Source organism: Microlunatus elymi (assembly GCF_007362775.1).
In the GTDB taxonomy this organism is placed as follows: Bacteria; Actinomycetota; Actinomycetes; order Propionibacteriales; family Propionibacteriaceae; genus Microlunatus; species Microlunatus elymi.
The window spans coordinates 1,346,860-1,365,967 of sequence record NZ_CP041692.1 but is presented as its reverse complement, the minus strand read 5'-3'; the positions used below and the strand labels follow the sequence as shown (position 1 = coordinate 1,365,967).

Annotated in this window: 28 protein-coding genes and 1 pseudogene; all 29 read right to left on the bottom strand. The window is 66.9% G+C overall.

Features of this window, described 5'->3' with window-relative positions; translation table 11 throughout:
• Positions 1-168 precede the first annotated feature (168 nt).
• The 29 genes and pseudogenes from rplO to FOE78_RS05970 all read right to left on the bottom strand — a co-directional run bounded on the left by rplO (position 169) and on the right by FOE78_RS05970 (position 19,067).
• Positions 169-657 carry a 50S ribosomal protein L15 gene (gene rplO, locus FOE78_RS06110; protein ID WP_143985506.1) on the bottom strand — a complete coding sequence of 163 codons (489 nt, stop codon included), beginning with the start codon at positions 655-657 and terminating at the stop codon, positions 169-171.
• Between the two features lies 1 nt (position 658).
• A complete protein-coding gene (rpmD, locus tag FOE78_RS06105) occupies positions 659-844 on the bottom strand; it encodes a 50S ribosomal protein L30 (protein ID WP_143985505.1) in 186 nt (61 codons plus the stop codon).
• A complete protein-coding gene (gene rpsE / locus FOE78_RS06100) occupies positions 841-1,431 on the bottom strand; it encodes a 30S ribosomal protein S5 (protein ID WP_143985504.1) in 591 nt (196 codons plus the stop codon). Before rpsE ends, rpmD begins: the two co-directional genes overlap by 4 nt.
• Positions 1,432-1,459: 28 nt before the next feature.
• A complete protein-coding gene (rplR, locus tag FOE78_RS06095; RefSeq protein WP_143988602.1) occupies positions 1,460-1,843 on the bottom strand; it encodes a 50S ribosomal protein L18 in 384 nt (127 codons plus the stop codon).
• Between the two features lie 2 nt (positions 1,844-1,845).
• Entirely contained in the window at positions 1,846-2,388 is a 543-nt protein-coding gene (gene rplF, locus FOE78_RS06090; RefSeq protein WP_143985503.1) for a 50S ribosomal protein L6, read from the bottom strand.
• 32 nt (positions 2,389-2,420) lie between these two features.
• The gene (gene rpsH, locus FOE78_RS06085; RefSeq protein WP_143985502.1) at positions 2,421-2,828 is read right to left on the bottom strand and encodes a 30S ribosomal protein S8; all 408 of its coding nucleotides are present in this window, start codon (positions 2,826-2,828) and stop codon (positions 2,421-2,423) included.
• Positions 2,829-2,922: 94 nt separating this feature from the next.
• Complete coding sequence (locus tag FOE78_RS06080; protein ID WP_143985501.1) at positions 2,923-3,108, bottom strand: type Z 30S ribosomal protein S14; 186 nt, start codon at positions 3,106-3,108, stop codon at positions 2,923-2,925.
• Between the two features lie 41 nt (positions 3,109-3,149).
• Complete coding sequence (gene rplE / locus FOE78_RS06075; protein WP_143985500.1) at positions 3,150-3,719, bottom strand: 50S ribosomal protein L5; 570 nt, start codon at positions 3,717-3,719, stop codon at positions 3,150-3,152.
• Positions 3,719-4,141: a 50S ribosomal protein L24 gene (rplX, locus tag FOE78_RS06070; RefSeq protein ID WP_143985499.1), complete on the bottom strand. Its 423-nt coding sequence runs from the start codon at positions 4,139-4,141 to the stop codon at positions 3,719-3,721. The genes rplE and rplX overlap by 1 nt, the downstream gene beginning before the upstream one ends.
• A gap of 3 nt (positions 4,142-4,144) precedes the next feature.
• Positions 4,145-4,513 (bottom strand): 50S ribosomal protein L14, encoded by a 369-nt coding sequence (rplN, locus tag FOE78_RS06065; protein WP_143985498.1) that lies wholly within the window; start codon positions 4,511-4,513, stop codon positions 4,145-4,147.
• A gap of 73 nt (positions 4,514-4,586) precedes the next feature.
• On the bottom strand, positions 4,587-4,910 hold the full coding sequence (gene rpsQ / locus FOE78_RS06060; RefSeq protein WP_456082566.1) for a 30S ribosomal protein S17: 324 nt from the start codon (positions 4,908-4,910) through the stop codon (positions 4,587-4,589).
• Between the two features lie 22 nt (positions 4,911-4,932).
• A complete protein-coding gene (rpmC, locus tag FOE78_RS06055; protein WP_143985496.1) occupies positions 4,933-5,187 on the bottom strand; it encodes a 50S ribosomal protein L29 in 255 nt (84 codons plus the stop codon).
• Positions 5,187-5,606, bottom strand: coding sequence for a 50S ribosomal protein L16 (rplP, locus tag FOE78_RS06050; protein ID WP_143985495.1), 420 nt, complete (start codon positions 5,604-5,606; stop codon positions 5,187-5,189). Before rplP ends, rpmC begins: the two co-directional genes overlap by 1 nt.
• Before the next feature lie 3 nt (positions 5,607-5,609).
• Positions 5,610-6,434: a 30S ribosomal protein S3 gene (rpsC, locus tag FOE78_RS06045; protein WP_143985494.1), complete on the bottom strand. Its 825-nt coding sequence runs from the start codon at positions 6,432-6,434 to the stop codon at positions 5,610-5,612.
• A 3-nt stretch (positions 6,435-6,437) separates the two neighbouring features.
• Positions 6,438-6,833, bottom strand: a complete 396-nt coding sequence (gene rplV, locus FOE78_RS06040; RefSeq protein ID WP_143985493.1) for a 50S ribosomal protein L22 — start codon at positions 6,831-6,833, stop codon at positions 6,438-6,440.
• A gap of 14 nt (positions 6,834-6,847) precedes the next feature.
• A pseudogene (rpsS, locus tag FOE78_RS06035) lies at positions 6,848-7,128 on the bottom strand (30S ribosomal protein S19).
• Positions 7,129-7,146: 18 nt separating this feature from the next.
• Positions 7,147-7,983, bottom strand: a complete 837-nt coding sequence (gene rplB / locus FOE78_RS06030; RefSeq protein ID WP_143985491.1) for a 50S ribosomal protein L2 — start codon at positions 7,981-7,983, stop codon at positions 7,147-7,149.
• 16 nt (positions 7,984-7,999) lie between these two features.
• On the bottom strand, positions 8,000-8,311 hold the full coding sequence (gene rplW, locus FOE78_RS06025) for a 50S ribosomal protein L23 (RefSeq protein WP_143985490.1): 312 nt from the start codon (positions 8,309-8,311) through the stop codon (positions 8,000-8,002).
• The gene (gene rplD / locus FOE78_RS06020) at positions 8,308-9,030 is read right to left on the bottom strand and encodes a 50S ribosomal protein L4 (protein ID WP_143985489.1); all 723 of its coding nucleotides are present in this window, start codon (positions 9,028-9,030) and stop codon (positions 8,308-8,310) included. Before rplD ends, rplW begins: the two co-directional genes overlap by 4 nt.
• A complete protein-coding gene (gene rplC, locus FOE78_RS06015) occupies positions 9,027-9,683 on the bottom strand; it encodes a 50S ribosomal protein L3 (protein WP_143985488.1) in 657 nt (218 codons plus the stop codon). The genes rplD and rplC overlap by 4 nt, the downstream gene beginning before the upstream one ends.
• A gap of 11 nt (positions 9,684-9,694) precedes the next feature.
• Positions 9,695-10,003, bottom strand: a complete 309-nt coding sequence (gene rpsJ / locus FOE78_RS06010) for a 30S ribosomal protein S10 (protein WP_091526937.1) — start codon at positions 10,001-10,003, stop codon at positions 9,695-9,697.
• A gap of 903 nt (positions 10,004-10,906) precedes the next feature.
• A complete protein-coding gene (locus FOE78_RS06005) occupies positions 10,907-12,565 on the bottom strand; it encodes a hypothetical protein (protein WP_143985487.1) in 1,659 nt (552 codons plus the stop codon).
• Between the two features lie 191 nt (positions 12,566-12,756).
• Entirely contained in the window at positions 12,757-13,410 is a 654-nt protein-coding gene (locus FOE78_RS06000) for a response regulator transcription factor (RefSeq protein ID WP_143985486.1), read from the bottom strand.
• A complete protein-coding gene (locus FOE78_RS05995) occupies positions 13,407-14,795 on the bottom strand; it encodes a sensor histidine kinase (protein WP_168207405.1) in 1,389 nt (462 codons plus the stop codon). The genes FOE78_RS06000 and FOE78_RS05995 overlap by 4 nt, the downstream gene beginning before the upstream one ends.
• Positions 14,796-14,827: 32 nt before the next feature.
• Positions 14,828-15,616, bottom strand: a complete 789-nt coding sequence (locus FOE78_RS05990; RefSeq protein WP_143985484.1) for an ABC transporter permease — start codon at positions 15,614-15,616, stop codon at positions 14,828-14,830.
• Positions 15,613-16,635 carry an ABC transporter ATP-binding protein gene (locus FOE78_RS05985; protein ID WP_228266074.1) on the bottom strand — a complete coding sequence of 341 codons (1,023 nt, stop codon included), beginning with the start codon at positions 16,633-16,635 and terminating at the stop codon, positions 15,613-15,615. The genes FOE78_RS05990 and FOE78_RS05985 overlap by 4 nt, the downstream gene beginning before the upstream one ends.
• A gap of 204 nt (positions 16,636-16,839) precedes the next feature.
• Positions 16,840-17,676 carry an LLM class flavin-dependent oxidoreductase gene (locus FOE78_RS05980; RefSeq protein ID WP_143985483.1) on the bottom strand — a complete coding sequence of 279 codons (837 nt, stop codon included), beginning with the start codon at positions 17,674-17,676 and terminating at the stop codon, positions 16,840-16,842.
• A gap of 207 nt (positions 17,677-17,883) precedes the next feature.
• The gene (locus FOE78_RS05975; protein WP_143984784.1) at positions 17,884-18,780 is read right to left on the bottom strand and encodes an IS3 family transposase; all 897 of its coding nucleotides are present in this window, start codon (positions 18,778-18,780) and stop codon (positions 17,884-17,886) included.
• A complete protein-coding gene (locus tag FOE78_RS05970) occupies positions 18,777-19,067 on the bottom strand; it encodes a transposase (protein WP_143984785.1) in 291 nt (96 codons plus the stop codon). Before FOE78_RS05970 ends, FOE78_RS05975 begins: the two co-directional genes overlap by 4 nt.
• Positions 19,068-19,108: the final 41 nt, after the last annotated feature.

Genomic DNA, 19,108 nt, shown 5'->3' with positions numbered 1-19,108 from the left:
AAGCAGATGGGGTGCAACCCAGAACGGACTGAGGGCTGGGATATCCCGTCACACAGGATGCCCGTGAATGCCGAAAGGGCGGCGATACGCCGAAGGGGCGGCCACAGTGTGTGCCGCCCCTCCTGGCTTGGCCGTGCCGCGATCGCGGGAGTGATCGCGGACCGACCCTTACAGTTCGGTGGTGCTTCCGCCGGCTGCGGCGATCTTCTCCTTGGCCGAAGCCGAGAAGGCGTGCGCCGAAACCTGCACCGCGACACTCAGCTCGCCCGAGCCCAGCACCTTGACCGGCAGCCCGGCGCGCACCGCGCCACGCTCGACCAGCGCCTGCGGGTTCACCTCGCCGCCCTCGGGGAAGAGGGAGGAGATCCGGTCCAGGTTGACGACCTGGAACTCGGTCCGGAACGGATTGGTGAAGCCGCGCAGCTTCGGGGTCCGCATGTGCAGCGGCATCTGACCGCCCTCGAACGCCTCGGAGATGTTGTTCCGGGCCTTCGAACCCTTGGTGCCGCGACCGGCGGTCTTGCCCTTGGAACCCTCACCGCGACCGACCCGGGTCTTGGCCTTGTGGGCCCCCGGAGCCGGACGAAGGTGATGAACCTTCAGCCCGGTTCCCCCGTTGTGCCGGGAGTTCTGGACCTCGTTGGTCTCGTCAGCCATATCAGTCGACCTCCTCGACGGTGATCAGGTGCGACACCGTCGCGATCATGCCTCGTACGGACGGTGTGTCCTCGTGCGCGGACACGTCACCGATCCGCTTCAGGCCGAGCGTACGCAGCGTGTCCCGCTGGTTCTGCTTGCCGCCGATCGAGGACTTCACCTGGGTGATCTTCAGGCGCGTGCTCATGCGTGCGCCTCCTGCCGGATACCGGCCTGCCGTGCCTTCAGCAGCGCCGCCGGGGTGACGTCCTCCACCGACTTGCCGCGGCGGCGGGCCACCTCCTCGGGCTCCTCGAGCATCTGCAGGGCCGCGATGGTGGCGTGCACCACGTTGATCGCGTTGGCCGAGCCGAGCGACTTGGCCAGCACGTCGTGCACGCCGGCCGCCTCGAGCACCGCGCGGCAGGCGCCGCCGGCGATCACACCGGTACCGGGAGACGCCGGGCGCAGCATGACCACGCCGGCCGCCTTCTCACCCTGCACCGGATGCGGGATGGTGCCCTGCACCCGCGGCACGTGGAAGAAGTGCTTCTTGGCCTCCTCCACGCCCTTGGCGATCGCGGCCGGCACCTCCTTGGCCTTGCCGTAGCCGATGCCGACCGAGCCGTCGCCGTCGCCGACGACGACCAACGCGGTGAAGCTGAACCGGCGGCCACCCTTGACCACCTTGGCGACGCGATTGATCGCGACGACCTTCTCCACGTAGTTGCTCTTGTCCTGACCCCGGCGGTCACCGCGGCGGTCTCCGCCGCCTCGACGCTGTGATCCACTCATAGCTGTTCTACCTCTCCAGTTCCCGCGGTCAGAATCCGAGACCGTTTTCGCGGGCCGCGTCGGCCAGCGCCGCGATCCGGCCGTGGTACTTGTTGCCGGCCCGGTCGAAGACGACGGTCTCCACCCCGGCAGCCTTGGCCCGCTCGGCGACCAGCTGGCCGACCTGCTTGGCCTTCTCGGTCTTGTCGCCGGTGGCGGTCCGCAGGCCGCCCTCCATGGTGGAGGCGTAGGCCAGCGTGTGACCGCGGCTGTCGTCGATCACCTGGGCGGTGATGTGCTTGGCGGACCGGGTGACCACCAGGCGCGGCCGATCGGCCCCGCCGAAGATCTTCTTCCGGCCACGCAGCTGGCGACGCAGCCGCGACTTCGTACGCTGCTCGGTGTGCTTGCGCGCAGACAGTGAAACCGCCATCGTCACTTACCAGCCTTTCCGACCTTGCGGCGGACGTGCTCGCCCTCGTACCGCACACCCTTGCCCTTGTACGGCTCCGGCTTACGCAGCTTGCGAATGTTGGCCGCAACCTCTCCGACCCGCTGCTTGTCGATGCCGGCGACCGAGAACTTGGTCGGCGACTCGACGGCGAAGGTGATGCCCTCGGGCGCCTTCACGTTGATCGGATGGCTGTAGCCCAGGTTCAGCTCCAGCTCGGCCGGGCCCTTGGAGATGACCCGGTAGCCGACGCCGACGATCTCCAGCTTCTTCACGTAGCCCTCGGAGACACCGGTCACCATGTTGGATACCAGCGTCCGCGACAGTCCGTGCAGAGCCTTGGACGTCCGCTCGTCGTCGGGCCGGTTCAGGACGATCTGGCCCTCGTCGTTGCGGACGACGGTGATCGGCTCGGCCACGGTGTGCTCGAGCTGACCCTTCGGTCCCTTCACCGAGACCAGGGAACCGTCGATGGTCACCTCGACCCCGGACGGCACCGGAACAGGAAGCTTGCCAATGCGCGACATGTCTTCTCAGTCCTTTCTGTTGGTCTCGACGCTCACCAGACGTAGGCGAGGACTTCCCCGCCTACGCTGCGTGCGTGTGCTTGCTTGTCGGTCAGCAGACCGGCCGACGTGGAGATGATGGCGATGCCCAGGCCGCCGAGAACCTTCGGCAGGCCGGTGGACTTGGCGTACACCCGAAGACCCGGCTTGGAGATCCGGCGTACGCCGGCGATCGACCGCTCCCGGTTCTGGCCGTACTTGAGGGTGATCAGCAAGGACTTGCCGACCTCACCCTCGGCCGGCTCCTTCACCTCGTAGCCGGCGATGTAGCCCTCTTCGGTGAGGATCTTGGCGATCCCGACCTTGATGGTGGACGACGGCATGGTCGCGGTGTCGTGGTAGGCCTGGGAGGCGTTCCGGACGCGGGTCAACATGTCCGCGATCGGATCTGTCATGGTCATGGCTGGTGTGATTCCTTCTCGAGTGGTTTCCCTCGGCGATTGATGCTCCGGGGACCTGTCTCGTTGATCAGTGGGGTTTCGGGGGTCTTGCAGGTCACCAAGACGACTTGGTCACACCGGGCAGCTCGCCCTTGTGCGCCATCTCCCGCAGGCAGATCCGGCAGAGCCCGAACTTGCGGTAGACGGCCTTCGGCCGGCCGCATTTCTGGCACCGGGTGTAGGCCCGGACGCCGTACTTCGGCTTGCGAGCCGCCTTGACCCTCAGCGCTGTCTTCGCCACGTCGATATCTCTCTTCTTCGCTGGTTCAGTTGGCCAATAGCTCAGTTGGCACGGAACGGGAAGCCGAGGTTGCGCAGCAGCGCCCGGCCCTCGTCGTCGTTGGTCGCCGTGGTCACGAAGGTGATGTCCATCCCCCGCACCCGGTCGATCTTGTCCTGGTCGATCTCGTGGAACATGACCTGCTCCGAAAGACCGAAGGTGTAGTTGCCGTTGCCGTCGAACTGCTTCGGCGACAGGCCGCGGAAGTCACGGATCCGGGGCAGCGCCAGGGTGAGCAGCCGGTCGGCGAACTCCCACATCCGCTGGCCGCGCAGGGTCACGTGCGCGCCGATCGGCTGGCCCTCGCGGAGCCGGAACTGGGCGATCGACTTCTTGGCCCGGGTCACCTGCGGCTTCTGACCGGTGATGGTGGTCAGATCCCGTACGGCGCCGTCCATCACCTTGGAGTCGCGAGCCGCGTCGCCGACACCCATGTTGACCACGATCTTGGTCAGCCGCGGGATCAGCATCGCGTTGGCGAAGTTGAACTCCTGCTGCAGCGTCGGCACGATCTCGGTGGCGTAGCGCTGCTTCAGCCGCGGCACGTACTGCTCTGCTGCGGTGCTGGTCATCAGATCTCCTCCCCGGTCTTGCGGGCGATCCGCACCGACCGGTATGCGGTGTACTCGGTGCCGTCCGGGCGACGCTTGGTCACCTGGTCACGACGGTGTCCGATCCGAGTGGTCACCTCGTTGCCCTCGCCGTCCTTGACGACCAGGCCGACGTTGGAGACGTGGATCGGGGCCTCGGACGAGACGATGCCGCCCTTGGTCTGCTGGCTGTTCGGCTGCGCCTGGGTGTCCTTCAGGTGCCGCTTGACGATGTTCACGCCGGAGACGGTGACCAGCTCGCGATCGGGCTGAACCGACAGCACCTCACCGGTCAGGCCCTTGTCCTTGCCGGACAGTACCTTCACCCGGTCACCCTTGCGAATGTCCACGCGGGCGTGTTCGCGGGAGACGGCGGCGTTGATCTTGGTGTTCTTCTTGGTCATGGGTCAGATCACCTCCGGGGCGAGCGAGATGATGCGCATGAACTTCTTCTCCCGCAGCTCACGGCCGACCGGGCCGAAGATGCGGGTGCCGCGCGGCTCACCGTCGTTGCGCAGGATCACCGCGGCGTTCTCGTCGAACTTGATGTAGGAACCATCGGCCCGGCGACGCTGCTTCACGGTGCGTACGACGACGGCCTTGACGACCTCGCCCTTCTTCACGTTGCCGCCCGGGATGGCGTCCTTCACCGTGGCCACGATCTGATCGCCGATTCCGGCGTAGCGGCGACCGGATCCGCCGAGCACCCGGATGCACAAGATCTCCTTGGCACCGGTGTTGTCGGCGACCTTCAGCCGCGACTCCTGCTGGATCATTTCTCTCTACTCTTCCTCTGAGTTGTCAGTACGTGGTTTGGCTATAGCCACACCAGCGACTGACAAGTCGGCGTTACTTGGCCTTTTCGACGATCTTGACCAGGCGCCAGCGCTTGGTGGCGCTCAGCGGACGGGTCTCCATCACGACCACCCGGTCACCGATGCCGGCCGAGTTCTCCTCGTCGTGCACCTTGAGCTTGGTGGTCTGGGTCATGACCTTGCCGTACAACCGGTGCTTGATCCGGTCCTCGACGGCGACCACGACGGTCTTGTCCATCTTGTCGCTGACCACCAGGCCCTCACGGACCTTGCGGCGGCCCCGATCGGACGAGGTGTGCGCGACCTCGGCCACGACCTGCTCGGCGTCGGCGGTGTCGGCCAACAACTCTGAACTCACTTCGTTCCTCTGCTCGCTCATCTCAGGCACCAGCCGTTTCGGTAACAGCGGTTTCGCTGTCCGGATCGTCGGTGATGCCGAGGCTGCGCTCGGTCAGCACGGTGTAGATCCGGGCGATGTCCTTACGGACCGACCGCAGCCGACCGTGTGACTCCAGCTGCCCGGTGGCGGCCTGGAACCGCAGCGTGAACAGCTCTTCCTTCAGTTCGACGACCTTCGCGTTGAGCTCGTCGCGGCTCAGCGACCGCAGATCCGCGGCCTTCACGGTGTTCGCCATCAGTTATCTCCTGCCTCACGCGACACGATGCGGCACTTCATCGGCAGCTTGTGCACCGCCAGTCGCAGCGCCTCACGGGCGACGTCGTCGGTAACGCCGGAGAGCTCGAACATCACCCGTCCGGGCTTGACGTTGGCGATCCACCACTCCGGGGAACCCTTGCCGGAACCCATCCGGGTCTCGGCCGGCTTCTTGGTCAGCGGGCGGTCCGGGTAGATGTTGATCCAGACCTTGCCGCCACGCTTCATGTGACGGGTCATGGCGATACGAGCGGCTTCGATCTGCCGGTTGGTGACGTAGGCCGGCGCGAGCGCCTGGATGCCGTAGTCGCCGAACGCCAGCTCCGTACCGCCCTTGGCCATCCCCCGACGGGTCGGGTGATGCTGCTTGCGGAACTTGACCTTGCGCGGAACCAACATTGCTTAACTCTCCTGCCCACTCGTCGCCTGCGCCGAGGCTGCCGGCTGTCCGGCGGTCTCGGTCGGCGCGGCGTTAACGGAGTCCTGCCGGCGCCGGCCGCCCCGCTCGGGACGATCGCCCCGGCCACCACGGCCACGGCCCGGACGACGGTTGCCCTGGGCGGCATTGCGGGCAGCCTTCTGCGCGGCCCGCTCGGCCCGGGTCCCGGACACGTCACCCTTGTAGATCCACACCTTCACGCCGATCCGGCCGAAGGAGGTACGAGCCTCGAAGAAGCCGTAGTCGACGTCGGCCCGCAGCGTGTGCAGCGGAACCCGACCCTCGCGGTAGAACTCCGAGCGGCTCATCTCGGCGCCGCCGAGACGACCGGAGCACTGGATCCGGATGCCCTTGGCACCGGCCCGCATCGCGCTCTGCTGCGCCTTCTTCATGGCCCGGCGGAACTGCACCCGGGACGCGAGCTGCTCGGCCACGCCCTGGGCGACCAGCTGCGCGTCGGTCTCGGTGCCCTTGACCTCGAGGATGTTCAGCTGGACCTGCTTGCCGGTCAGCTTCTCCAACTCGCCGCGCACCCGCTCCGCCTCGGCGCCGTTGCGGCCGATCACGATGCCCGGGCGGGCGGTGTAGATGTCGACCCGGACCCGATCCCGGGTCCGCTCGATCTCGATGCTGGAGATGCCGGCCCGCTCCAGACCCTTGTGGAGGCTGCGGCGGATCTTGACGTCCTCACCGACGTAGTCGGCGTAGGCCTTGTCGGCGTACCAGCGGCTCTTGTGATCGGTGCTGATGCCGAGCCGGAAGCCGTGCGGGTTGATCTTCTGACCCATGGCTCAGGCCTCCTTCTTCTCGACGACGACGGTGATGTGGCTGCTGCGCTTGAGCACCCGGCTGGCCGATCCCTTGGCCCGCGGGCGGATCCGGCGCATGGTCATGCCCTCGTCCACGAACGCCTGGGAGACGTACAGCTGCTCGGTGCGCAGGTTCTCGGTGTTCTCGGCGTTGGCCGCCGCGGACGCGATCACCTTGCTGACCGGCTCGGCCGCCGCCTGCGGCGCGAACTTGAGCGTGTCCAACGCCTCGGTGACGTCCAGGCCGCGGATCACGTCCACCACCCGGCGCACCTTGGTCGGTGACATCCGGACGCCACGGGCGATCGCGTACGAGCCCTGCCGGTCACCCAGCAGCGCGTCCCGGCGAGACGGCCGGGTCTTCTCTGCGTTACTCATCTGGGTTCCTCTTCTCAGCGGCGGCGCGACTTGCGGTCGTCCTTGTCGTGACCACGGAAGGTCCGGGTCGGGGCGAACTCACCGAGCTTGTGACCGATCATCGAATCGGAGATGAAGACCGGGACGTGCTTGCGACCGTCGTGCACGGCGATGGTGTGGCCGATCATGTCCGGCGTGATCATCGAACGGCGCGACCAGGTCTTGATCACGGTGTGGGTGCCCTTCTCGTTCTGAGCATCGACCTTCTTGGCCAGATGATCATCAACGAAGGGCCCTTCTTCAGGCTGCGTGGCATATCTGCTCAGACTCCTGCTCAGCGCTTCTTGCCGGTCTTGCGACGACGGACGATCAGACGAGAACTCGCCTTGTTCTTGTTACGGGTACGGCCTTCCGGCTTGCCCCACGGGGAGACCGGATGCCGGCCACCGGAGGTACGGCCCTCGCCACCGCCGTGCGGGTGGTCGACCGGGTTCATCACGACACCACGAACCTTGGGGCGCTTGCCCTTCCAGCGGTTGCGGCCGGCCTTGCCCCAGTTGATGTTGGACTGCTCGGCGTTGCCGACCTCGCCGATGGTGGCGCGGCAGCGAACGTCGACCATCCGCATCTCACCGGAAGGCATCCGCAGCGTGGCGTACTTGCCCTCGCGGGCGACCAGCTGGATGGAGGCGCCGGCGCTGCGGCCGAGCTTGGCCCCGCCGCCTGGGCGCATCTCGACCGCGTGCACCGTGGTGCCGACCGGGATGTTGCGCAGCGGCAGGTTGTTGCCGGTCTTGATGTCGGCGCCCTCACCGGCCTCCACCGGCGCACCCTGCTTCAGGCCGTTCGGCGCCACGATGTAGCGCTTCTCGCCGTCGGCGTAGTGCAGCAGTGCGATCCGGGCGGTGCGGTTCGGGTCGTACTCGATGTGCGCGACCTTGGCCGGCACCCCGTCCTTGTCGTACCGCTTGAAGTCGATCAGCCGGTAGGCCTGCTTGTGGCCGCCGCCGATGTGGCGGGAGGTGATCCGGCCGTTGTTGTTGCGGCCACCGGTCTTCGGGTTCGGCACCAGCAGCGACTTCTCCGGGGTCGAACGGGTGACCTCGGCGAAGTCGGCCACCGAGCCACCGCGACGACCGGGTGTGGTCGGCTTGTACTTACGAATAGCCATGTTCAGTCCCTATCCCTCAGCCGACCGGTCCGCCGAAGATGTCGATGCTCTGACCCTCGGCGACGGTGACGATCGCACGCTTGCTGTCCGGGCGCTTGCCGTACCCGAACCGGGTGCGCTGCTTCTTGCCCTTGCGGACGTAGGTGTTCACACCGGTGACCTTGACGCTGAAGACCTTCTCGACCGCGATCTTGATCTCGGTCTTGTTGGCCTGCGGCGCCACCACGAAGGTGTACTTGTTCTCGTCCAGCAGGCCGTAGCTCTTCTCGCTGACGACCGGCGCCAGCAAGATGTCGCGGTGGTCGCGGATCTTCGCGGCGGCGCTCATTCGGCTGCCTCCTCGGCTTCAGACTCGTTCGCTTCGGACTCAGTGGCGGTTGCCTTCACCGACTTGCCCTTGGCCGGACCGGCGACGTAGGCGTCCAGCGCGGCGGAGGTGAAGACCACCGCGTCGTTGACCAGAACGTCGTAGGCGTTCAGCTGGTCGGCGACGATGACGTGCGCGGTCGGTACGTTGCGCAGGCTCAGCCAGGCGGCGTCCTCGTCCCGGCCGAGCACGACCAGCACCTTGGCGGTGTCGGTGACCGCGGTCAGCGCGGCCAGGGCCGCCTTGGTGGACGGGGTCTCGCCGTCGACCAGCGAGCTGACCACGTACACCTTGCCGTCGCGAGCCCGGTCGGACAGGGCGCCGCGGAGCGCGGCGGCCACCATCTTCTTCGGGGTCCGCTGGGCGTAGCCGTGCGGGGTCGGGCCGTGCACGATGCCACCGCCGTTGTACTGCGGTGCGCGGATCGAACCCTGCCGGGCGCGGCCGGTGCCCTTCTGCCGGTACGGCTTGGTGCCACCGCCGCGAACCTCGCCGCGGGTCTTGGTGGAGTGCGTCCCCTGCCGGGCAGCCGCCAGCTGGGCGGTCACGACCTGGTGGATCAGCGGCACGTTGGTGGTGACGTCGAACAGGTCGGCCGGCAGTTCGGCAGAGCCGGACTTGGCGCCCTTGGCGTCAACGACGTCGACGGTACGAACCGTCGCTTCATTACTGGGGCTCATGCGACCTCTCCCTTCTTGGCGGCAGACCGCAGCACGACCAGGCCACCCTTGGCACCCGGGATCGCACCCTTGATCAGGATCAGGCCGCGCTCGGCGTCAACCGAGTGCACGGTCAGGTTCTGCACGGTCTTGCTGGCGTTGCCCATCCGGCCGGCCATCCGCAGACCCTTGAACACCCGGCCGGGGGTGGCGCAGCCACCGATCGAACCCGGGGAGCGGTGCTTGCGGTGCACACCGTGGCTGGCGCGCAGACCGTGGAAGCCGTGCCGCTTCATGACGCCGGCGGTGCCCTTGCCCTTGGTCACACCGGTGACGTCGAGGATCTCGGCCTCGGCGAAGGTGTCGGCACCGAGCTCCTGACCCAGTTCATACTGGTCGGCGTCGGTGGTCCGGATCTCGACCAGGTGCTTGCGCGGGGTGACTCCGGCCTTGTCGAAGTGACCGGCGCTCGGCTTGGTGACCTTCTTGGCCTTGATCGCACCGAAGCCGAGCTGGACGGCGGAGTAGCCGTCGTTGTCGGCGGTGCGGACCTGGGTCACCACGCACGGGCCGGCGGCGACGACGGTCACCGGAACCACGCGATTGTTCTCGTCCCAGAGTTGGGTCATGCCGAGCTTGGTGCCCAGCAGTCCCTTCACTTTGCGCTCACTCATCGTGCGTCCCTCTAGAGCTTGATCTCGATGTCGACACCGGCCGGCAGGTCGAGCCGCATCAGCGAGTCAACCGTCTTCGGGGTGGGGTCGATGATGTCGATCAGCCGCTTGTGCGTACGCATCTCGAAGTGCTCGCGGCTGTCCTTGTACTTGTGCGGAGAACGGATCACGCAGAACACGTTCTTCTCCGTCGGCAGCGGCACCGGGCCCGCGACCTTCGCACCCGTACGAGTCACCGTGTCGACGATCTTGCGCGCCGACCCGTCGATGACCTCGTGGTCGTAGGCCTTGAGCCTGATGCGGATCTTCTGTCCCGCCACAGTCCGTCCCTCTTCCTGCTTCAGCTGTTACGCACTCTGCTGTTATCAACGCATCTGTTGTGGCAGAGCCACGTTGTTGGCCTTGCGTGCTGCCCCGGCGTCCGGACCTCGATCCGACTCCTCGGCCCGACTCTTCGTCCGACCCCCGAGGTCGGGCGTGTCGGCCATCTCAAGCGCACGACGACCCAGGCTCGGGTCGTGCTTTGCGTTGTGATGAACACCCGATCAACAGATCAGGCGCACCCGATCCAGGTGGATCAGGGGGTCTCGCGGTCCGGTGGCCACCCGCACACATCTCGACCTGACGGTCGAAATTGCGTGCTGGGCACGACTCACCCCGGCGACCCCGTCGGAGCAACCCGAATATCTTGTCAGAGGTCGCCCTACATTCCAAATCCGGTCTTCGGCTCGCTGCCAATCTTCGGCTGCGCACCGATGGGGGCCAGCAGAGCCACGGATCCGGCCGCGCCCGCCCGCAGAGTCTGCCACCGGTCCCCGCCCGCAACCCAATCCTGGGCGCCGTTCTCAGCCCCGGCCGGGGTCGCCACCACCAACCCGTTGACCACCCGGACGTTTTCCCACCACAGTCGAGAACGGTCCCCTTGACCCCACGGACCCCGGACGCTTTCCCACCACAGTCGAGATCGGTCCCCTTGACCCCACGGGCCCCCGGCCGTTTCCCCACCAGAGTCGAGAACGGTCCCCTTGACCCCACGGGCCCCCGGCCGCCCGCCACCCTCGCACCCGAAATCGACCGCCGCGCGCGAAGCCGGCCGCCGACACCACTCCCGCACCCGAAATCGACCGCCGCGCGCGAAATAGCGGCTGCGGGAGTCGATCTTGCGCGCGGCTGTGCCGAGTTCGGCAGATTTCGGGGTGGCAGTCGACCTTGGGCGGGTGCGGCTACTTGGGCGGCTTGAGGGTGGCGGTTGCCGGCTTGGGGACGGTGAACGCGGTGCTGGTGCCGTCGGCAGCGACCGTGCCTGTCGGCCGGAAGGTGAAGTCCGCCTCGGTCAGGTCGTCCGGCACCGAGAAGACCCAGCTGACTTCGCTGCTGGTGGCCAACGGCCCGCCGCCGGCGAAGTCGGCGTCGGTCAGCCCGTCGGGTCGGTAGGTCGCGCCGGCCGAGGTCACCGCGATGCTGGAGACTCGCTTGTCGGTGAACGCGTCGTCCGGATCGTGCTTGGCATAGCCGGAGGTGGTGACCACCAACCACGCCTTGCCCGCGGGCGCCCAGCCACGGGTCGGATCGAAGGCCGACAGCGCGACCGAATCGATCCGCATCGACCAGGAGGCCTTCTTGGTCTTGGTCTTGGTCGCCGGCTCGGTCTGCTTGTCGGAGGCACCGGCGCTGCTGTCGGCCGAGGGCTCGTCCTTGGACGACCCACCCTTGCTTTGATCACCAGCGCTTTGATCACCGGCACTCTGATCATCGGCACTCTGATCATCGGCCGGTGGCTTGGCGGTGGGATCGGGGACGCTGATCTTGGCCTGGTACGACGGCACTTTCACCTTCTCGCCGATCTTCGCCACCAGCGAGTTGTGCCCGTACTCGACCTGCGAGACCGAGCTCGTCAGCTGCCCCGTTCCCAATGCGATCGACTGAGTGTGCTTGGCGGTGGTCGCCGCCAAGCTGGGGGCGGCGTTGTCCGGCACGGTCATCAGGATCACGAACGTGTCGGCCGCCGGCTTGCACGGATAGGCGGCACCGGTCGTACCGCAGTTGATCTTGAACGACTTCTGCGGGTCGGCGCGGTTGTCGGCGATCGGCAGCTGTTGATCACCGACGCCGATCGACAGCTGGGTGGTCAGATCGGGCACAGTACCAGCGGCTGTGGTGGACGCCGGTACGGCGTGTTCGGCCGGGGCGCTGATCTTGACCTTGTACGCGTACACCTTCTGCCCGGTCGCCGGCCGATAGTACGGCGCATTGCCGGCCGGATCGTCCTGGCCGGCGACCAACTGTTGCGGCACCCGCCCGGGAACGGCCTGGCCGATCACCTGCACGGTGGCCGTCGGAGTGATCAGCTTGATCGGCTGGGCCGGGGTGCTGAAGGTGACATCGGAGAGATCCTGATCGGACAGCGCAACGGCACGGTCGGTGATCGAGGTCTGCGGCACCTGCGGCGCCGGCACGTCCGCGGCGGCACCGGGTTTGGTGTCATCCGGCGAGACCAGCAGCGCCGTGTTCACCACGACCGCATGAGCCGTCGCCGACTGCACCCGCGCGGTGCTCTTGCCGTCGGCCGACGGTTGGAAGCTCAGCCGGTAGGTGTCCCAGACGTGATCATCGGGCTGGCCGATCCGGCGGATCGGGCCGCAGGCGACCTGGTCGGTGATGTCGTCGGAGTCCTTGTTCGGCCGCTGATAGAAGCAGTTGGTGTTGTCGCCGACGGTGACGCTGTTGTTCTGGATGCTGGCGTAGTTGTCCTTCTTCAGCTTGCTCAACGCAGCCTGCAACGGCTGGCCAGGATCGGCGATCTCCCGGCCACCGGACTGGATCGTCGGGCTGCAGCCGACCGTGCCGAACAGCAACCCGCCGGCCAGCACCACCGCCGACACCGGACGGATCCAACTCGAGGCCCTTGACCGACGCCATCCACGCACTGCTTGCGACCTTCCACCCACCCGGCCACCGCGGCCCGGACTGCTCTGGCCTGCCATGTTTCACAATGGCCGAGCCGATTCCGGCAAGGCACGCCGTAGGGGTCAGGAGTTGCGGACGAGCCGTGACCCTGTTACGAGGGTTCAGCTCAGGGAAGCCAGCCGTTCTCGGTGGCGATCCGTACGGCCTCGGCCCGCGTTGCCGCGCCGAGTTTGCCCATCGCCGAGGACAGGTGATTGCGTACGGTCCCCTCGCTCAGGAAGACGGTGCCAGCGATGGTGCTGGTCGCACCACCGTGCGAGGCCGCGGCGAGCACCTCGGTCTCCCGTTCGGTCAACGGGGACGCACCCACGCTCAGGCTGGCCGCGGCCAACGTCGGGTCGACGACCCGCAGCCCGCGATGCACTCGACGGATGCCCTCGATCAACTGGTCGGCCGGTGCGTCCTTGACCATGAAGCCGACCGCGCCCGCCTCCATCGCCCGGCGCAGATAGCCGGGCCGGCCGAAGGTGGTCACGATGATCACCCGCACCGACGGATTCTCCGCCATGATCTTGGCCGTCGCGGCGATCCCGTCACCACTGTCCGTACCGGTGTGCTCGGGCATCTGGACGTCCATCACGACCACGTCCGGCCGGCGTTCGGCGGCCAGGGCGATCGCCTCCGCGCCGTCGGACGCCTGACCCACCACCTCAAGATCATGTTCCAGATTCAGCAGCGCGGCGAACGCCTGCCGGATCAGAGCTTGATCATCGGCCAGCAGCACTTTGATCTTGGTCGCCGCCGGGTTCGAGTCGTTCATCGTGCCTTTCCTGCTCGGCTGTGCCCTTCGACAAGCTCAGGGATCTGGGAAGAGTGGTCCAACTCAGGGATCTCACCCACAAAGGGTCCTGAGCCCGTCGAAGGAGCGGAACCCTCACGCTCATAGGGTTGTGACCCTGTCGAAGGAGCGGCGCTCACCTCGGCAGCCGATCTCGCGCCGGCCGCAGCGTCAGGTCGTACGGACTTGTTGTTGATCTTGGTCGACGACCACTCCGCGTGGACGACGGTTCCGCCCGAGGGTGCGGCGGTGACGCTGAACCTGCCACCGGCCTCACCGACCCGCTTGCTCAGGCCGGCCAGCCCGGAACCGCCCCGTCGGCCGTCGATACCGACCCCGTCGTCGGCGACCGACACCGCATGATCGGCAACGCTGATCACGCATCGGGTCGCGTCGGCATGGCGTACGACGTTGGTGACGGCCTCGCGGACGACGTAACCCAGCAGCTCGCTGCATTCCGCCGACAGCGTCGGCAGTGCGGACGGCGTGACCGCCTCGATTCCCGCGGCCATCAGCACCGAGCGGGCGCTGGCGATCTCGGAGGCGAGCCGGACCTGCCGCATCCCGGTGGTGGTGGACCGGACGTCGGCCAGCGCCACCCGGGCGATCTCCTCGACCTCGGTCATCTGCGCCTTCGCCGCGGCAGGGTCCTGCTCGGCCAGTCGCGCCGCCAGCCCGGACTTGATCGAGATCGCGGTCAACGAGTGGCCGAGGATGTCGTGCAGGTCACGCGCGATCCGTTCCCGTTCGGCGGCCACGGCCAGGGCGGAGACCCGCTGCTCGGCAAGATCCAGCCGGGCTCGGATCCGTCCGGCCTGGATGCCGCCGCCGACCGATCCGCCGATCAGCAGGCTCATCACGCCGATCAGCAGCTGCGTGACCTCCCAGGCCGGGATCGCACCGGCAGCGACGATGCAACTCCAGATCACGATCGCCCACCGAGCGGTCCGCCACGGGATCAGCGCCGCCAACATGATCGCGGTGTAAACGCCGAAGTCCAGGAAATCCCAACCGTTGAACGGAATCGTCAGCATCGTCAGCGCAATGAACCAGCCGATGTAGGCCCACCGGAACCACAGCGGCCCGTCCGCGGCGAACGCCGAACCGACGTAGGTCAAGGCGATCAGCACGACCAGCGCGACCCGGAAGACCAGCACCTCGGTGGTCGGCGCATCGTGCGCTATGTCGGAGATGGTGAAGACCATGAAGAACAGGCCGAAGATGTAGACGACGGCCATGTTCTGCACGGCCCGGCGCAAGCTGAATCGCGGCGCCGGATCGGGCCCGCAGTAGGCCGTCGGCGCGGCGTTCGACCGGTCCATGTCCTGAGGCGCAACGGTCAATGCCATCCGAAAGAAGTTCGGCATCGGACCCACCTTTCGCGACGGCTCCCAGGCCATCAGCGTTTACTGTTCGCCGCAGCTCGACGATATCCCAGCGCGCCCAGGATCGTCAGGGCGATCGTCCAGCCGAGCAGCACCAGCACCCCCTGCCAGGGGAACGATCCACCGATGATCGGATAGCGGCCGAGCGAGGCCAACCAGTACGACGGCATCAGCTTGGCGATCGTCTGCATCGCATCGGGCATCAGCTGAGCCGGGAACCAGAGTCCGCCGAGCAACGCCATCACGAGCATCACCAGCACGTTCAGCGGCTGCACCGTCTCGGCCTTCACCCACAGTCCGATCACCAGGCCCATGATCGTCATCGGGATCAGCGAGGCCCACATCAGCAGCAGAGCGGCCAGCCAACTGCCGAACGGTGCCCGGACGCCGCCGACCACGTACCCGGCGACGAAGACCAAGATCAACGCCGGTAGCACCATGATCATGATCACGGCTGCCTTCGCCAGCAGGAATTCTCGCGGCCGCAGGGTGGTGATGGTCAGTTGCCGGAACCATCCGGAACGCCGCTCGACGGCAAGTTGCGCGCCGCCGCCCATGGCCGCGCCGAGCGATCCGTACGCAGCCATCGAGACCATGTAGAGCGCGGCCCAGTCGATCCCGCCGGTGTCGTTGGACTGCTTGCCGAAGATCTGGCTGAACACGACGTACAGCACCAGCGGGGTGATCACCGAGAAGACGGTGAAACCGGTGTTGCGGGCGGTCAGCCGGACGCTGTGGATCAGGTAGTGCAACGGTGCCGGCCGACGGCCGGCCTGACGGGTTTGGGCCACCGCGGCGGTCATCGCAGGCTCCTGGAGAATTGGTTCGCGGTCCGGTCGACTCGTTGATCATCGATCGGTAGGTGATCTTGTTCGGGTTGATCCTGGTTCCCGGTCAGCGCCAGGAAGGCGTCCTCCAGCCGGGCCGAACCGACCTCGATGTCACAGACCTGCGGATAGCGCTGAACCATGGCCCGCAGGGTCAGATCCGAGTCGGCGGTCTTGATCTTGATCCGACTGCCGACCCGTTCGGTGCCGGTCGCGGCCGGCAGGGCGGCCAACTCGGCCGCCGGCACATCGGCCGGCGACACCGTGATCACCCGGCCGGTCACCCGGGACTTGATCTCGGCCCCGGTGCCGTCGGCCACGACCCGGCCGGTGTTCAGCACCACGATCCGGTCGGCCATTTCGTCGGCCTCCTCCAGATAGTGGGTGGCGAACAACACGGTCCGGCCGTCGGCGGCGAAGTCACGCATCGAGGCCCAGAACTGGCGGCGTACCTCGACATCCATCCCGACCGTCGGCTCGTCCAAGATCAACAACTCCGGGTCGGGCATGATCGCCAACGCGTACCGCAGCCGTTGCGCCTGGCCGCCGGACAGCTTGTCCGACTTGGTCTTCAGGAAGTCGCCGAGTTCGGCGCGTTCGATCACCTCGTCCAGCGGCAGCGGGTGCCGGTGCAGTCCGTGCATCAGCCGCAGCACGTCCCGGGTGGTGGCGTCGTGCAGCAGCGCACCGGCCTGCAACATCGCCCCGACCCGGCCCTCGGCGACGGCGACCCGCGGCTGGCGACCGAGAACGCTGAGCCGGCCGCTGTCCGGCTGGACCAGCCCTGTGATCATCTCGTTGATGGTGGACTTGCCGGCTCCGTTGGGTCCGAGCATGGCCACGATCTCCCGCCGGCGGACCTCGAGGTCAACACCGTCGACCGCCCGCACCGGACCGTACGCCTTGTGTAACCCCGCGAGCTCCAGCGCGGACCCGGGCTGCTCGGCACCGGGGGTGGTGGCACCGGCCCCGACCGGCTCCTCAAGCATCTTCATGCGATCAGTCTGTTGCCGACCGAGCGATGGCGCCCCACCTGAATGTCAGCGGTACGCACTGACAGGTGTCATGTGATGGAAGCGGTAAGACCGTCGGGCGGGATGCGTCGAACGAGCCGTTTTCGGGGGTTCGGGGCAATCCCGTCCGACGTTTTCACCACTTCCGGTTCAACACCTTCCGGTTCACCACTTCCGGTCGGGACCTCACCGCGGTGGCCCCTGCCGGATTCGGTTCAGCAGGAAGTCGGCGGTGATCTCGTCGTCCCAGTGCGATTCGATCCACCAGGTGGCGCCGGCTTCCCGGTACGGCGCGACGTGCGCGGCCGCCGCGTCGGGGTCGCTGCCGTCCGTGGTCCCCTCGGCGATGACGTCGAAGCCGTCGAGTGAACCGCGCCGGTCGAGCATCCAGTCCCGGATCTTGGCGACCGCGGCTGGCTGGACGACGTCGTACTCCCCGGCACCGGGCGAGCGGTCGGCGGTGATCACACCGTCCCAACGTGCGGATCGGGCCAGCGAGCGGTCGTGCGGCCAGGCGCCGACGGTCCAGACCGGGATCCGCGGCCGTTGCACCGGCCGCGGACGGAAGACCAACTCCTTTGCCTGGTAGTGCTTTCCGTCGTAGTCGAAGGATTCGCCGGTCCACGCGAGGTCGAGGATGGCCAGGCATTCGTCGAGCTTCTCCCGACGCTCCCGACGCCCCGGTTCATCGGTGTTCACCCGGGAGTAGCCGCCGTCCCACTCGCCACCGAAACCGACCGGCAGCACCAGCCGGCCGGCGGAGAGGATGTCCAGCGTGAGCGTCTCGCGGGCGACCTTCCACGGGCGACGGCGGGCCAGCGAGAACACCATCGAACCGAGCGTGATGCGTTCGGTGCTCACCGCCATCGCCCCCAATGCCACCCAGGGGTCGTAGGTCGGGATCGGGCCGACACAGATGTCGTCCCAGACGAACACACCGTCCCAGCCGCCGGCCTCGGCTTCACGGGCCATCGTCACGTAGTCGCGAACCGTCCCGGCCGAGGTCACGATCCCGTACTTCATCACCCCACCACCTCCGTGTGGCGGCCCCGGCACGGCGACGGCCGCCGCACCGACGGTGCCTTTCCTGCAGCGTAACCAAGCGCGTGGCCGGAGGAAGTGCCATCCCCGGCGCGAGCCCCGATAGGCTGCGTCCGGATGAACGGGGGCACTTCATTGCGGATTGACGACATCGATTGAGATTTCCCCGAAATCGTGAAGGGTTTCGGTTTAGGCCGCTGCCGGTTGGTCAGCGGTGATCATCTCGTATTGGTCGGGTGGCAGCAAGGCCGCGCCGCTGTGCCGTCGTTGGACGTTGTAGAACTGGTGGCACCAGGCCAGGACGACAGCCCTGGCTTGGGCTTTGGTTTCGAAGTGGTGGCGGGACAGGACTTCGTGTTCGAGGGTGGAGAAGAACGACTCCGCTGCCGCGTTGTCGAAACAGGATCCGACCCGTCCCATCGACTGTCGGATCCCGAGTTTCTTCTTACACAGCAGGGAAAAGTCCTTCGCTGTATACGTTGATCCACGGTCGGAGTGGAAGATCACACCCTCGATGTGGTCCCGGCCACCGCGGACCGCCGCGGCGATCTTGATCGCATCACAGACCAATGGCGCGTCGGGGTGATCGCTGATCGGGCAGGCCAGCAGCTTGCGCGAGAACAAGTCGATCACCGTGGCCATGTAGAGCTTGCCCTCATCGGTCGGAATCTCAGTGATATCGCCACACCATTTGCAGTTCGGCGCCCGGGCGGAGAAGTCCCGCTGCACCAGGTCCGGGAACTTGGCCGCCTTGCGGTCCTGTTTGGTCAATCCCTTACGGTGTTTGCGTTTTCTGCCCTGCAGGCCTTGGCGGGTCATCGAGTCGGCGACCGTGTTGTGGCCCACCCTCCAGCCGGCATCGACCAGATCCCGGTGGATCCGCGGTGAGCCGTAGGTACGACCGGACGCCTCAAACATGGCCAGCACCGCAGCATCCAGCTCGCGGCGCCGCTGCTGTCGGTCGGTGACCGGGGACTTGATCCACTTGTAGAACCAGCCCACACTCAGGCCGAGGATGGCGCAGCAGACCGCGATCGGGACGCGGTAGAAGGTCCTCTGGTCGGCGATGAAGCGTGCCACGCTCACCTCATCGCCTCCTTCACCCACAGGACCACGGAACGCTTGAGAACATCACGCTCCATCCGCAGCTCGGCGTTCTCAGAGCGCAGCCGCTTCAACTCGTCAAGATCATCTTTGGACAGGCTATTGACGCCTTCACGCTGTTCACGGTCCCGGGCCACCCAGTTGCCCAGGGTGCCCTCGTTGACCCCCAGGTCACGGGCGACCTGCGCGATCGACTTGTTGGACTCGTGCACCAGCCGCACAGCGCCCTCGCGGAACTCCGCGTCGAACTTCCGTCGCTTCTCTGGCATGACAACTCCTCATAGTGCATGCCTTCACGAAAGTGGGGGAT